A 15,183-nucleotide genomic window follows, 5' to 3' on the forward strand; every position below is an offset into this window, starting at 1 on the left:
GCCGGCTCCACGTTTCGATATTAATATCGAGGAACTAAAGGATTCACTATTTTTTATTGCTCCATCCAGTGGGACAATAAAAACACTCTCTGAATAAACCATGTAGCGATATTCAGAAAACGAGGCAGAGGTAAAATATGGACTGTTTTATTCAGCCCCATGCTTTCCTGTTTGCCATAACGATGCTTTATCAAAGCAGAACGTAAATCAAGCAAGAGAAGATAATTATGGCTATTGATATGTTTTTAAAAGTTGATGGTGTGACCGGCGAGTCTAAAGACTCCAACCACACCGGCTGGACCGATATTACCTCTTTCAACTGGGGTGCTAACCAGCCGGGTAATATGTCTGTTGGCGGCGGCGGTGGTGCAGGTAAAGTAAATTTTGCTGACCTGAGCGTAAATGCACTGATTGACAAATCCACTACTGCAATCCTGAAAAATTGCGCCAGCGGTAAGCATATCAGCAAAGTAGAGCTGTCCGTATGCAAAGCAGGCGGCACACAGATTGAATACGCACGTATCACACTGGAAGATGTGCTGGTGTCAAAAGTTGATTATACCGGTGCTGCTAATGGCGATACCCTGAGCGTGACTTACGCGTTCCAGGCTGCCAAAGTGAAGCAGCAATACTGGGAGCAGAGCTCTTCAGGTGGTAAAGGCGCTGAAAGCAGCGCTGGCTGGAACATCAAAGAAAATAAAGAAGCGTAATTGCTTTATTAAGCGGCCCTGTGGGGCCGCTATAAATATTTCAGAATACTTATCTGAAAATATAATTGAGCGGGATACAACTTACAGAAGAGATGTTAATAAGATTATCTTTTAATTAAATAAATATTTAACTGCAAAAGGAGATTGTGATGACAGGTAAAACTTCCATCGAACCGGGATTTTGTGTAGTGCAACGCCCTGGAAGCCTCACCGAGCAAGCGATGTGGCTGTACGGGACGCGCAACATGCCGGCGGCAAATTACTTTTTGCAGTTAAATGCTGATGTCGCATGGGCTAAACCGGGACAAATCCTAATCGTTGCTGATCCGGAAGGAAACAATCATCCTGCGGCGATGAGTGCCCTGGCAACGGCAAAAGCGACAACCAACAATAGTCTGGCACATCTATCCGTTGATGAGGCGAGTTTTTTTCATCAACATTATAAATCCATCGCAGCAATTACAAATTTCATGGATACAGCGTCTGGTTTAATTAGTGATGCAGGCGAAAAGTATTTCAATGAAATTAGCAAAAAGTTAACCGCTATAGAAGTCGCTTATCAAAATCAATATATAACTTCGGGTTCGCTTATCAGTGAGCAGTTTTATGCGGAAAGAAGGCGATTGTTTTCAGAGCTTGATAGTTTATTAAATAGATTTTCAAGATTGATTATTAATTTAAGACCCTACGATAAGCTTAAAAGTGCCCTCAACCTTTCGAGTTCTTCGATTGTACATGATTGGCAAACTGCGGGGGTTGGTGCTATTCGTGGTTACTCAACATATGTAGACGGTGCTGCAAAAGCCGCAAGGATTATCAAGACAGGCGGTTGGATAGCGGTAGGTTTCAGCGCTTTGAATACCACAAACACCGTGTATGATGCATGTACAGTTAACCGTAAAAACGAGTGTTTGCAAGTTGCAGTTACCGAATACTCTGCTTTTGTTGGTAGCACATTTGCCGGATTATACGGTGCTATGGGTGCAAGTATCGCTATGCGAGGTGCTTGTCTGGCGTTTGGTGTTGCTACAGGGCCGGTAGGTTTTTTAACGTGTAATGTGGTAAGCTCCGTTGCTGGCGGGTTAATTGCGTCTAAAGGCACTGAAAAAATAGTAAAAAAGGTTATGGAGAAAATCCTATGAATGGAGCTGATTTTTTTCTTTATTTAGCTTTCCTATTGATTTTCTTTGCGTTAATTATGCAGGTTTTTTCATACTACATCTTTAAAAAGAATGAACGTAAATACGTTGAGTTGATCAGTGAGTTTAGACGCCGTGATCTCGACCTGGATATAGTAACGAATATCTATTCTTTTTTGGGGCCTCTATTTAATGCCAATAAGATAGTCTATTTTATTGATCTTTATAATGGGAAGGCGATGAATTTAGCGAAAGGAAAGCCTGTAAGTAAGAATACATACAATTTCATCCAGTCTCAGCCTAAAGAAAATATATCATGGATGCTGAGGCTTCATAATTTAAATCTTATCAGTTTTTTTCTTTTGTTTTCAGGCGTGGGTATCGGTTTTATTATTGGCTTTATTTAATAAGCTAAAATTTTTTTTCACGATTTTTTATAATATAATACCGAAAAAAACTTCTGACGTTTGTATAGTGAGCAACGGAATAAATAATGAATTATGCTTTATGAGTCTTTCAGATGTTTTAATTTCTCTATCTGTATTTTCTTTCCTGTTATCGATCGCTCTCCAAATTGCTGGTTACGTGATTTTTAGAAAAAATATCAAAAAATTCGAAGTTATTTTGTCTGAATTTCGACAGAGAAATCTTCAGCTAGACATCACGACGAACATTTCCTCTTACTTTAGCGCATCCTTTCATCCGCTTAAAATAGCTTATTTTGCTTATCTTTATAAAGGTGTCATGCTCTATCATAAAAGGAATGAAAGGGTAAACAAGGAAACCTATGATTTCATTCAGTCCATGCCTAAAGAAAAAATAAACTGGTTGCTGCGTCTGCATACTTTAAACCTGGTTACTGCCTTTTTCATGATTGGGGGAGGCGTGGGGTTTATAATCTGGAGGCACTATTATAGTTAATCAGTCGCAGCATCTGTGATGGACATAGCTCCTGAAGCTGGGACAGTCATGATTATGGAAAACTACTGTGGACCTATTACTATCAATATCAGCGGCTTTGATAGGCTCGGGTTGCATTTTGCAAATATGGGCATTCATCCTGTTCAAGAGTAACCTGCGGAAATTTGATTTTATAATGAGTGAGTTTCAGCGTATTAACCTGCAGATCGATATTACCACACAGGTTGCTAATCATTTTTCATCATTATTTCATCATAACAAGGTCTCATATTTTGCACGGCTTTATAAAGGTGTGACCATGTATCATAAGAAAAATGAGCGGGTTAATGCTGAAACATATAATTTTGTGCAGAATCTCCCATCTGAAAAGATAAAATGGTTGCTCATAGTACATAACCTAAATTTAATCAGTGCATTGCTATTATTTTCAGGTGCTATAACTATTTTAATTTATAAATATACACACTGATTTGTATAGGAGGCTGCGTGAGGTTCTCAAAGTTATTTCTTTTTACTCTTCTTTTAGTAATGAATAAATCGGCTTTCGCTACAGCCCTCTGCTCCAGAGAACCCTCAGATAGCGCCGTTTATCAATGCACGCCTCATGAGAAGCAGTTAGCTGAAGATGCGTTGAATCAGGAATACACTGCGGCCAAAAAACGGATTTCATCATCATACCGTGCGGATAAAAAACTGGCGGATGATTACCTTAGCACACTAAAAAATACCCAACGTGGCTGGCTAAAGTACCGTGATGGACAGTGTAAGCTGGAAGCTTTTGATGCAGAGGAAGGGAGCAACGCTCACGAGGTAGCAACCAATATCTGTATAGTGCGCATCAATAAAGAGCGAACAGTATTGCTTAAGCAATTGCCCTATTAACAAGCCTGTTTAACTTCTGACCTGGCGGTAACGACAATGAAAGGGATCTTCAAACTATTACTCTTAAATTTATTCATAAGCCACTGTGCCCTGGCTGGCAATATTGTTAAATATGGTACGCTGCAGGCCTACTGGTTACCTGAATGGCATAACAGTATTAACTTCCCAAACCTTCAGTTACGCTTCATTGTGGATAATGAAAATAGCTCTCATGAAACTATCAATCTCGAAACATCTAAGATATCGCATGCATTTATCATAAAAAACTTCATCAAAGTTTCAGATGAGTTTTTTGAGTATAAAGAAGGGCATGTCGATCAATATGGAATGCTGGAGTTAGATAATCTTAAAGTAACAACTGAATGTGATAATAACGTCTATCGGGCGACATTTATCAACTTTACAGCGCAACAGATTAACAAAGCTTCGGTTGACAAGGGGTGTGATAGTTATCCATGGTTAATTACCCTGCGATTAAAACAAGGTATTCAGGAAAGTGAGTTATTTACTCAGCCAGCATCAGGTAGTCAATCTGCCGCTACCGTTTCTGCACAAACGCCACTGGTGAAAATTAAAACTATCAATAAAGAGTGGGTTTATGTTGCAAATTATGATGAAAGCCAGCCGGATTTAACTGGCTCATTATCTGGCTACATCCCAGCTAATCGTCTTGAACCGGTGTACTGACACTGCACCGCGCAAATATTGTAGCGGCGCGATTCATCGCGCAATAAATGGTGCTGCTATAAAATTGCAATCATTTCTGAGCCAACGAAAATTCTAAATGGCAAATAAGACACAGCGCATCGCGCTATAAAGTACAGCATCGTTCACCTTATATCGCACACAGCATTGTATCACCCGCTTCCTATATTCCGCGTCTTTCCCGGAGAGCCGCGCAATATAGATGCCGAACCGCTAACCGCAGGAACCCGTTATGCGCTTTACGATAATAACGACTAAACCCGGCCACCAGCCGCCGCAAACCCGCTGTGACTTTATGCCGCCCGGCGGCACCATTGGCCGCGGAGTAGACAACAATCTGGTGCTGCCGGATGACGATCGCACCATTTCTCGCCTGCAGGCGATTGTGCACATCACCGCCGCTGGCGAATGCCGCCTCACCAACCGGGGCAACGTGACGCGCGTGCTGCTCAATGACATCCCGCTAGAGCGCGGGCGTCAGGTGGAATTACAGGATGGCGACGTGCTGGGCATCGATGATTACCAGCTGCTGGTCAACGATCTCAACGGCGCGCAGCAGCCGCAGGCCGCCACGCAGGCACCGCAGCCGGTGGTGCAGGCGCCGGTAATGGCTGATGCGCCACCGGCGGAAAAGGATGCCAGCACCGCCGCGATCCCCAGCGAGATCTGGGACAGCCTCGCCAAAGAGTTCTCGATCTCTGACGATCTGTCGAAGCGCAAAGCAGCGGCCGAGGTGCTGCCGGAGGCCAATCCGCTCACCGCGCCGGCCAGCCTCGATCGCAACCCGGAGGATCCGCTGGCCCAGCTGGTGAACGATGCGCCGCTGGATATTGGCCAGCAGCCGAAAAACACCAGCCTGTTCGATGAAGGCGATGCGCTATTCGCGCAGGAAAGTATCTTCGACGATCGCACCCCCAGCACGCTGTCGGCGCAGCAGAATGCCGCCGCGCAGCCGCAGGTCGAAAGTGCCACCGAGCTCGATCCGCTCAGCCTGTTTGGCAGCCAGAGCAGCAGCGACGTGCGCAACCACGACGATCCGCTCGGCCTGATGATGGGCAATGCGGTTCCGCTGGCGCAGCCGGAGATCGCGCCGGCACAGACGATTCAACCGCAGCCCGTCGCCCAGCCGGAAACGCCCAGTGAACCCTCGCCGGAGACGGCACCGGTCGAGCTGGCGGATCTCAGCAGTTCGCCACTGTTTGATGACACCGAAACCCAGGCCACGTCGCCGCTGATCGAACCGCAGGCGGAGCAGCCAGAGACGGTCGCGCCGCAGATGGATTACGGCGGCATTACGCTGCCCACGCCGCAGGCGGTGCAACGTGTCCCGTCGCCGACGCCGAAAGGGCGGCTGCGTATCGATCCGGTGGCTTCCAGCCATCAGAACCCGGCACCCGCCAGCCAGGCGACAGCCAGCCACAACAGCGGCGACGCGCTGAAAGGCGAACTGCTGGATGCACTGCTGGAAGGCATGGGATTGCGCGATCTGCAGCCCACGCCGCAGTTCGACCGCGAGCAGATGCTGCAGTTTGGCCAGATGCTGAGCATGTTCTCGCAGGGCACCGTTGCGCTGCTGTCGTCACGTTCGATTCTTAAGCGTGGCGTTAAAGCGGATATGACGGTGATCCTTGATGACGCCAATAACCCGTTCAAACTGCTGCCGTCCGGCAAAACCGTGCTGATGCAGATGTTTGGCAGCCGCATGCCGGGCTTCATGCCGCCGCGTCAGGCGGTGCGTGATGCGCTGATCGATCTGCAGGCGCATCAGCTCGGCATGATCGCCGGGATTCGCGCCATTATCGCTTCGATGCTGCAATCCTTTAATCCGGACCAGCTGGAAGAGGAAGCCCGCCAGGCGGGATCGCTGTCGCGCCTCGGCCTGCCGGGCAGCCGTAAAGCCGCGCTGTGGGAGCATTTTGTTGAGCGCTACGGCGAGACGGCAGGCGAGATTGAGGACGATTTCCATACCCTGTTCGGCGAAGCTTTCCTGCATGCCTACGACCTGGAAGTTAATCAGTACAAAGATTCACAAACCCACACGGATGACGCATGAATATCACCATTGCTTCCACGTCGAATCAGGGCGACCGCGCCAGCAATCAGGATCAAACCGGTGAGGTAATCGGCGAACGCTCAGCCTGCTTCGTGGTGTGCGACGGCGTAGCAGGATTTCCCGGCGGCGACGTGGCCGCCCGCATCGCGCGCAGCAGCCTGATGGAGGCGTTCGACGGTAATGCGCACCTGGATGCGCAGTCGATTCGCAACTACGTCAACCACGCGAATCACGCGATTCGCCAGCAGCAGAAAGCCAGCAGCGAGCACAGCCGCATGGGCACCACGCTGGTCAGCCTGTTTGTCGACCGCGACTACGAGCTGGCCTACTGGGCGCACGCGGGCGACAGCCGGCTGTATCTGTTTCGCCGCGGCTACCTCTATCACGTGACGACCGACCACAGCCTGGTGCAGCAGATGAAAGATGCCGGCCACCAGACCGAAGGTATCAACAGCAACCTGCTCTATTTTGCCCTCGGCATGGGCGATGAGCAGCGCGACGCCAGCTACAGCGATGTGGTGGAAATAGAAGACGGCGACGCCTTTTTGCTGTGCACCGATGGCTTCTGGCACGGCGTGACGCTGGAGCAGATGCAGCAGTCGCTGCACATGGTCAATACACCGGAAGAGTGGCTGACGCTGATGCAGCAAATCATCCGCAACGGTCAGCCGGATAACGGTCAGCAGGATAACTTCAGCGCGCTGGCCGTCTGGATTGGCTCACCGCAGGACACCACCTTACTGCACTCGCTGTCCGAAGCGGCGCAGTTTTTCCCTCTTCGAGATTGAGAACGCCAACATGAAACATGGATTACTGGGTCTGGCTGCGCTGCTGCTCAGCACGCACGCATTTGCTGAGAACTATCGCATCGTGCAGTCCCCGGCACAGAAACTGGATGTCTGGATTGATGACGTGAAAGATAACCAGCTGGCGAGCTGGTGTAAGCGCAATGTTGATCTGCGCATCGTCACCCACGGCGCGAAAAACGTCGCGGCGCTGGAGGATTTTCTGCCGCGCGTCGCCGGGCTGATGGCATCGCAGTGTAAAGCGCTGCAGCAGCTCAACTGGGCGCTCAACGATGATAATGGCAACCTGATCGCCAGCGGTAGCGCTGCCAAAGCGCAGCAGTGGCAAACGGTGGTAACGCCGCCGCCCGCGCCCGTGCAGCAGCCAGAGACCGCTGCGGTTGCCCCTGCCGCGCCGGTGCTCAACTCGCCGCAGGCCGATACCACGCCGTGGCTGCAGTTCAGCCTGCTCGACGGCTGTCACTTCCGCACCTGGTGGCAGCATCCGGCGCAGACCAGCGCGCTGTTCGTGCCGTCCAAACAGGGTCTGAGCTGCGGTCAGGATGGCTGGCTGAGCGGCCGCAGCAGCCTGACGCAGATGGGCAACGGTGCGGCGAAAAGCGTAGTGGTGACGTTCCTGCAGGGCTTCCCGATTGCCGGCCTGAATAACAAACAGCAGAGCGCTGAGCTGAGCATCACTACCGTCAACAGCGAACGCATGGTGCTGAGCAACGAGAAGTCGCCAGACAGCTGGCTGGTGCTGCCGTTCAGCAGCCAGTTCAACGGCTGGCAGGCACCGGATCAGGTGGTGGTGCAGATGCCCGCCAGCGATGCCGCCGATGAGAGCGCACTGCGCGCACGGCTGCAGGAAGTGCGCAAAGTGTGGTCGCCGTGGCTGAGCGCCAGCGCACCGCTGAAAGTCCAGCTGGTAGAGCAGCTGCATCCGGAGCTGAAAGATCCCACCGCCGCGGTTTACCGCACCATCAACTAACGCAAAAGGAGCTTGCATGGAGTCGTTACAATCGCGCCTGGCCAGTGCCTCACTGGCCGAGAGCCTCGCCGATATCACCCGCCAGATTCAGGCCAGCCCGGCCAATGCCGACCTGCGCGCGGCGTTTGTGCAGCTGCTGTGCCTGGCGGGCAACTGGACGCGCGCGCAAACCCAGCTGCAATCGTGGCTGGCGCTGACGCCCCAGGCGCAGCCGACCGTCACCTTACTGCAGCAGGCCATTGCCGGTGAGCAGCAGCGTGAAGCGGTACTGCGCGGCGAGGTGCAGCCACAGCTGCCGGGCAGCGCGTGGGCGTGGTGTGAAACCCTGCTGGCTGCGCTGACCGCCGACATCCGCGGTGACTTCGCGCAGGGTGCGGAGCAACGAGCTGCCGCGCTGGCGCAGGCCGAAGCCAATCCGGGCCAGCTGCAGCAGCAGGAACAGACGGCAGACTTCGCGTGGCTGATGGACGGCGACAGCCGCTTCGGGCCGGTGTGCGAGGCCATCGCCAACGGCCGCTACTACTGGATTCCGTTCGCCGCGATCCGCGAGATGGAATTTCAGGCACCCGCCAGCGTGACCGATTTGGTCTGGCGCCATGCGCGCGTGCAGCTGGTGGATGGCAGCGAGCAGATTTGCCAGATCCCGGTGCGCTATCCGCTGCTGCCGGGGGCGGATGAGCGTTATCTGCGCGCCAGCGTCACGGAATGGCAGCCGCTGGGCCACGATGACAGCCAGTTTACCGGCCATGGCCAGAAGCTGTGGCTGAGCGACAGCGGCGAGTATCCGCTGCTGACGCTGCAGCAGCTGACGTTCCAGCCAGGCGGCAGCGATGAGCCGTGATAACAGCTCGCATAACGACGGCTATGCCCAGCTGCATGGCGGTTTCCGCGCGCGTAAAAATCGCGATGCGCTAACCGCGCGCGACAAGCTGCAATCCTCGTTACTCGATCGTCTGACTGACAACGCGCCGGACAAGCAGAGCGAAGCCAGCAATACCACGCTGATTTCCCACAGCACGCTGCGCCGCCACGTGCTGCGCGATTTGCAGTGGCTGTTTAACACCATTAACAACGAAGCCCAGCAGGATCTCAGCGCCTTTGGTGAAGTGCAGCGCTCGGTGTGGAATTTTGGCGTGGCGCCGCTGGCCGGACAGAACATCTCTGACATCGAATGGCAGGATATGCAGCGCAAAATGACCGATGCCATTCTGCATTTCGAGCCGCGCATTCTGCCGCAGGGACTGCAGGTACGCTGCGTCAGCGATCTGAAGTCGCTCAGCCTGCACAACGTGTTATCGATTGAGATCAAAGGCCGCCTGTGGTGCGTGCCTTATCCGCTGGAGTTTCTGTTCCGCACCCAGGTTGATCTGGAAAGCGGTCATTTTGAACTACTGGATGCAGGTTAATCATGGACAGCAAACTGCTCGACTACTACAACCGCGAACTGGCCTATCTGCGTGAGCTGGGCGCGGAGTTCGCTGCGCGCTATCCGAAAGTCGCCGGGCGGCTGGGAATGCGCGGCATCGAAGTCGCCGATCCTTACGTTGAGCGCCTGATGGAGGGCTTTGCTTTCCTCACGTCGCGCGTGCAGCTCAAAATGGACGCCGAATTCCCGCGCTTTTCGCAGCGGCTGCTGGAGATGATTGCGCCGTCTTATCTGTCACCTACGCCGTCGATGGCGATTGCACAGCTCACGCCGGACAGCCGCAAAGGCGACATCAGCAATGGCTTCCACGTGCCGCGCGGCACCATGATGGAGAGCCAGCACCTGAAAAAAAGCGGCGTCACCTGCAGCTACACCACGGCGCACGATGTCACGCTGCATCCGCTGCGCATCAGCGACGTTTCACTCGGCGGCGTGCCGGGCGATCTGCCGCTGGGCGAACTGAAGCTCAGCGGTCGCGGTGCCGCCAGCGCGCTGCGCGTGCGTATCGCCTGCGAAGGCATTTCGTCGCTCAGCCAGCTGAATGTCGCCGATTTAATGCTGTATCTCAGCGGCCCGGACATTCAGGCGCAGAAACTGCTGGAGCTGCTGATGCAGCACCGCGTCGGCATCGTGCTGCAATCGGTCGAACAGAAACCGTTGCGCCAGATGCTGCCGGATGAAGCGTTACAGCAGGAAGGCTTTGCGCCAGAGCAGGCGCTGCTGCCGGACGATCTGCGTAACTTCGACGGCTACCGGCTGCTGCAGGAGTATTTTGCCTTTCCGGCACGTTTCCAGTTCATCAGCCTGAGCCAGCTGGCACCGTTTCTGCGCCGCTGCGATAACGCGCAGGAATTCGACATTATCATCCTGCTGGATAAGGCCGACAGCGCGCTGGAAAGCGTGGTGGACAGCAGCCATCTGGCGCTGCACTGCACGCCGGTGATCAACCTGTTTCCCAAAACGGCCGAGCGCCTGAAGGTCAGCGACAGCCAGCACGAATATCATCTGGTGGTGGATAACATCCGGCCGCTGGACTACGAAGTGCACTCGGTGCAGCGGTTGTTCGCCACCGTTGAGGGCAAGCGCGAAGAGCAGTTATTCCGCCCGTTCTGGAGCACCTACAGCGGCGACGACGGCGATTACGGTGCCTATTTCTCGCTGCGCCGCGAGCAGCGCACGCTGTCTGAGCAGGCGCAGCGTTACGGCACGCGCACCGGCTATATCGGCTCGGAAGTGTTTTTGTCGCTGGTGGATGAGCATCACACGCCGTGGCGCGACGACATGCGCTACCTGTCGGCAGACGTGCTCTGCACCAGCCGCGACCTGCCGCTGATGCTGTTGCAGCAGGAGCAGGGCAATTTCGTCATGCCGGATTCGATCCCGGTCGGTCAGCTGAAATTGTGTAAAGGCCCGACGCCGCCGCGTCCGGCGCTGGCCGAAGGGCTCTCCGCGTGGCGTCTGATCAGCCACCTGCAGATGAACTACCTGAGCCTGATGGACAGCAGCGACGGTCAGGGCGCTGCCGCGCTGCGCCAGCTGCTGAGCCTGTACGCTAATCTCGCCGAAGCGGCGGTGGCGCGCCAGATTGACGGTATCCGCCACTGCCAGCTTAGCGCGGTCAATCGCCGGGTGCCGGAACCGGGCCCGGTGGTGTTTGCCCGCGGCGTCAGCATCACGCTGGAGGTCGACGAACAGGCGTTCTCCGGTGCCAGTCCGTGGCTGCTCGGCAGCGTGCTGGAGCGGGTGTGCGGCCGGCTGGTGGCGCTGAATAGCTTTACCGAATTCACCCTCAACAGCCAGCAGCGCGGCGAGGTGGGCTACTGGCCGCCGCGCATGGGCAGGAAGGCGCTGCTATGAGCGAGGCGCAGATCATTCCGCTGCAGCGCGCCCAGCGGCTGCCGGACGATTTCTGGCAGGCAGTGATGGCGGCACCGTGGCGCTACGATCTGTTTCAGCTGCTGCGCCGGCTGGATGCGCAGGGCGGCCAGCGCTATCCGCTGGGACGCGCGCCGCTGCCGAAGTTCGAAGCGCTGCGCATTGGTCAGCAACCGTCGCTGGCGTTTGCCCCGGCAACGCTGGCCAGCGTGCAGGCGCGCGCAGAGGACGCGCGCCATGACGTGGCGATATACAGCTTTGGCCTGTTTGGCCCCAACGGTCCGCTGCCGACCCACCTGACGGAATATGTGCACGAGCGCATCGTGCACCATCAGGATCACAGCCTGGCGGCGTTTGCTGACATCTTTCACCATCGCGCCACGCTGCTGTTTTATCGCGCCTGGGCCGATGCGCAGCCGGCCGTCTCGCTGGATCGCGCCGATGACCGCCGCTTTGTTGATTACCTTGCCTGTCTGGCCGGCATCGGTTTACCGGCGCAGCAGCAGGCCAGTTCGCTCAGCCTGCATGCGCGGCTGATGCTGGTCGGCCATCTTAGCCGCCACGGTCACGACGCTGAAGGGCTGGTACGCATTCTGCGTCACTACTTTGGCGTACCGGTGCAGCTGGCACAGAACGTGCCGCAGTGGCTGACGCTGGACGCGCGCGATCAGGCGCGGCTGGGAGCCGGACGCCAGATGCCGCGGCTGGGCGAATCGGCGTTCCTGGGTGTGGCGGTGCGCGATGTGCAGCACCGTTTTCGCCTGCGGCTCGGTCCGCTGAGCGCGCAGCAGTATGCCCACTTTCTGCCGGATGCGCCGGGCGCGCGCGAAGTGCGCGACTGGGTGCGTCACTATCTCGGCATCGAGATGCAGTGGGACCTCAGCCTGATCCTGGCGGCGGAAGAGGTGCAGAGCGTCACGCTGGGAGGCAATGCCCGGCTGGGCTACACCAGCTGGCTGGGACACACGCCACAGCCGCAGGATCGTGAAGATTTCATGTTTGAGGTTGAGGCAGCCGCAAGCTAGCCCAATCGCTTTTCCCTGTTACACAGCCTGCTTCTTTCATTAAAGAGACCCGATATGTCAGAAATCAGCCGTGCCGTGTTATTCGGCAAACTGGATACGCTGTTATTTACCTCGCTGGAAAGCGCCACCGCCTTTTGTAAACTGCGCGGTAATCCTTATGTTGAACTGGTGCACTGGCTGCACCAGCTGATGCAGCAGCAGGATGGCGACTTACAGCGGGTGATCAGCCATTTTTCACTGGATGAAAACGCGCTGACGCGGGATATCGTCGCGGCGCTCGACCGCCTGCCGCGCGGTGCGAGCGCGGTTTCCGATCTCGCCGAACACATCGACAGCGCCGTCGAGCGCGCCTGGGTCTACGCCTCGCTGAAGTACGGTGCGACGCGCATTCGCGGCGGCCATCTGCTGATTGGCATGCTCAAAACCTTCAACCTCGCCAGCGTGCTGAAAGGCATCTCCGGCCAGTTTGGCCGTATCAATGCTGATGCGCTGCTGGAGCAGTTCGACACGCTGCTCGCCAGCAGCAAAGAGGCACAGCAGGCGCTGGTGGCGCAGCCGGGCGTGGAGAGTGCCGCACCGGCAGCCAGCACCAGCACGCTGGCGCAGTACGCGCAGGATCTCACCACACGCGCACGCGAAGGACGCATCGATCCGGTCACCGGCCGTGATGAAGAGATCCGCCAGATGGTGGATATTCTGATGCGTCGCCGGCAGAACAACCCGCTGCTGACCGGCGAAGCGGGCGTTGGCAAAACCGCGGTGGTTGAAGGCCTGGCGCTGCGTATTGCCGCTGGCGACGTACCGGCTCCACTGCAGGATGTGCAGCTGTGGCTGCTCGATATCGGCATGCTGCAGGCCGGTGCCGGCATGAAAGGCGAATTTGAAGCGCGCCTGCAGGCGCTGATTAATGAAGTGCAGTCCAGCCCGACGCCGATTGTACTGTTCGTCGACGAGATCCACACGCTGGTCGGTGCCGGCGGCCAGCAGGGTACCGGCGATGCCGCCAACCTGCTGAAACCGGCGCTGGCGCGCGGCCAGCTGCGCACCATCGGTGCCACCACCTGGGCCGAATACAAAAAGTACATTGAGAAAGATCCGGCGCTGACGCGTCGTTTCCAGACCGTGCAGGTGCAGGAGCCGGATGAAGCCAAAGCGATTCTGATGCTGCGCAGCACCGTCAGCGCGCTGGAGAAGCACCATCAGGTACTGCTGCTGGATGAGGCGGTCAGCGCGGCGGTGAAGCTGTCGCATCGTTACATTCCGGCGCGCCAGCTGCCGGACAAAGCGGTGGCGCTGCTGGACACCGCCTGCGCACGCGTGGCGGTGAGCCAGGGCGCACAGCCTGCGGCACTGGAAGATTGCCTGCATCGTCTGGCCGCGCTGGAGATTGAAGCGGAGATCATTGCGCGCGAAAGCAAAGTCGGGCTGGGCGATGCGGCGCGTTCGCAGGCGGTTGCCGCCCAGCGCGCGACGCTGGAAACCGAGCGTGATGCGCTGCAGCAGCGCTGGCAGCAGGAGCGTGAACTGGTCGATCAGCTGATTGCGCTGCGGGCGCGCTGCGTGACGGAGGGCGAAGCCGCGCTGCGCGATGAGCTGGACGCGACGCAACAGCAGCTGCAACAGGTGCAGGGCGAAGCGCCGCTGCTGTTTGCCGCCGTGGATGCCAGCGTGGTGGCCGCCGTGGTCGCAGACTGGACCGGGATTCCGCTGGGGCGCATGGTGAAAAACGAAATCGACGCGGTGCTCAATCTCGCCGATACGCTCAACCAGCGCGTGATTGGCCAGCGGCACGGTCTCGATCTGATCGCCAAACGCGTGCGCACCTCACGCGCGCGCCTCGACAATCCGAACAAACCGGTCGGCGTCTTTATGCTGTGCGGTCCCTCCGGCGTCGGCAAAACCGAAACCGCGCTGGCGCTGGCCGAGTCGCTGTACGGCGGCGAGCAGAACATCATCACCATCAACATGAGCGAGTTTCAGGAAGCCCACACCGTTTCCACCCTGAAAGGCGCACCGCCGGGCTACGTGGGCTATGGCGAAGGCGGCGTGCTGACCGAAGCGGTGCGGCGTCGTCCCTACAGCGTGGTGCTGCTGGATGAGATCGAGAAGGCGCATCCGGATGTGCACGAGCTGTTCTTCCAGGTGTTCGATAAAGGCTGGATGGAGGATGGCGAAGGGCGCCATATCGACTTCCGTAACACCATCATTATTCTGACCTCCAACGTCGGTACGCAGCTGATCAGCGCGATGTGCGCCGATCCGGAGCTGATGCCGGATCCGGAAGCGCTGAGCACAGCGCTGCGCAAACCGCTGCTGGAGGTCTTCCCGCCGGCGCTGCTGGGGCGCCTGCTGGTGGTGCCGTATTACCCGCTGAGCGACGCGATGCTGGCGGAAATCGTCCGGCTGCAGCTGGGACGTATTGTTCAGCGCCTCGCCGACAACCACGGCATCAGCGCGCAGATTGACGATTCGGTCATCAGCCAGATCGTGCAGCGCTGCACGGAAGTGGAGTCCGGTGGCCGCATGGTCGACGCCATCCTTACCAATACCCTGTTGCCGCAGATGAGCCAGATGCTGCTCAGCGCCCACGCCCGCGATGAACGCTATCGTCGCGTGCAGGTACGCTGTGAGCAGGGCGAGTTTGTTTGCCAGTTCGATGTCTAAAGCCGTT

General features: G+C 56.2%; 14 protein-coding genes. All 14 read left to right on the forward strand.

Going from position 1 to position 15,183, the window contains the following annotated elements; translation table 11 throughout:
• The first annotated feature begins 227 nt into the window (after nt 1–227).
• On the forward strand, nt 228–710 hold the full coding sequence (locus AC6I7J_RS03330; RefSeq protein ID WP_021313206.1) for an Hcp family type VI secretion system effector: 483 nt from the start codon (nt 228–230) through the stop codon (nt 708–710).
• A 149-nt stretch (nt 711–859) separates the two neighbouring features.
• Complete coding sequence (locus AC6I7J_RS03335) at nt 860–1,852, forward strand: hypothetical protein (RefSeq protein WP_088516707.1); 993 nt, start codon at nt 860–862, stop codon at nt 1,850–1,852.
• Entirely contained in the window at nt 1,849–2,256 is a 408-nt protein-coding gene (locus AC6I7J_RS03340; protein WP_481657358.1) for a hypothetical protein, read from the forward strand. The genes AC6I7J_RS03335 and AC6I7J_RS03340 overlap by 4 nt, the downstream gene beginning before the upstream one ends.
• Nucleotides 2,257–2,356: 100 nt before the next feature.
• Nucleotides 2,357–2,770 (forward strand): hypothetical protein, encoded by a 414-nt coding sequence (locus tag AC6I7J_RS03345; protein ID WP_088517882.1) that lies wholly within the window; start codon nt 2,357–2,359, stop codon nt 2,768–2,770.
• Between the two features lie 486 nt (nt 2,771–3,256).
• The gene (locus AC6I7J_RS03350; RefSeq protein ID WP_498006811.1) at nt 3,257–3,652 is read left to right on the forward strand and encodes a lysozyme inhibitor LprI family protein; all 396 of its coding nucleotides are present in this window, start codon (nt 3,257–3,259) and stop codon (nt 3,650–3,652) included.
• A gap of 36 nt (nt 3,653–3,688) precedes the next feature.
• A complete protein-coding gene (locus tag AC6I7J_RS03355) occupies nt 3,689–4,339 on the forward strand; it encodes a hypothetical protein (RefSeq protein ID WP_498006813.1) in 651 nt (216 codons plus the stop codon).
• 250 nt (nt 4,340–4,589) lie between these two features.
• Nucleotides 4,590–6,410 carry a type VI secretion system-associated FHA domain protein TagH gene (gene tagH / locus AC6I7J_RS03360; protein ID WP_498006815.1) on the forward strand — a complete coding sequence of 607 codons (1,821 nt, stop codon included), beginning with the start codon at nt 4,590–4,592 and terminating at the stop codon, nt 6,408–6,410.
• Nucleotides 6,407–7,198, forward strand: coding sequence for a PP2C family protein-serine/threonine phosphatase (locus tag AC6I7J_RS03365; RefSeq protein WP_021506792.1), 792 nt, complete (start codon nt 6,407–6,409; stop codon nt 7,196–7,198). The genes tagH and AC6I7J_RS03365 overlap by 4 nt, the downstream gene beginning before the upstream one ends.
• A gap of 10 nt (nt 7,199–7,208) precedes the next feature.
• On the forward strand, nt 7,209–8,186 hold the full coding sequence (locus AC6I7J_RS03370) for a hypothetical protein (RefSeq protein WP_498006817.1): 978 nt from the start codon (nt 7,209–7,211) through the stop codon (nt 8,184–8,186).
• Nucleotides 8,187–8,202: 16 nt separating this feature from the next.
• Nucleotides 8,203–9,027 (forward strand): type VI secretion system accessory protein TagJ, encoded by an 825-nt coding sequence (locus AC6I7J_RS03375; RefSeq protein WP_498006819.1) that lies wholly within the window; start codon nt 8,203–8,205, stop codon nt 9,025–9,027.
• A complete protein-coding gene (gene tssE, locus AC6I7J_RS03380) occupies nt 9,017–9,592 on the forward strand; it encodes a type VI secretion system baseplate subunit TssE (RefSeq protein WP_021506795.1) in 576 nt (191 codons plus the stop codon). Before AC6I7J_RS03375 ends, tssE begins: the two co-directional genes overlap by 11 nt.
• Before the next feature lie 2 nt (nt 9,593–9,594).
• Nucleotides 9,595–11,469 (forward strand): type VI secretion system baseplate subunit TssF, encoded by a 1,875-nt coding sequence (tssF, locus tag AC6I7J_RS03385; RefSeq protein WP_498006821.1) that lies wholly within the window; start codon nt 9,595–9,597, stop codon nt 11,467–11,469.
• The gene (gene tssG, locus AC6I7J_RS03390; RefSeq protein WP_498006823.1) at nt 11,466–12,512 is read left to right on the forward strand and encodes a type VI secretion system baseplate subunit TssG; all 1,047 of its coding nucleotides are present in this window, start codon (nt 11,466–11,468) and stop codon (nt 12,510–12,512) included. The genes tssF and tssG overlap by 4 nt, the downstream gene beginning before the upstream one ends.
• Before the next feature lie 54 nt (nt 12,513–12,566).
• A complete protein-coding gene (gene tssH, locus AC6I7J_RS03395) occupies nt 12,567–15,176 on the forward strand; it encodes a type VI secretion system ATPase TssH (protein WP_498006825.1) in 2,610 nt (869 codons plus the stop codon).
• Nucleotides 15,177–15,183: the final 7 nt, after the last annotated feature.

It is taken from the genome of Type-C symbiont of Plautia stali, from assembly GCF_059730935.1.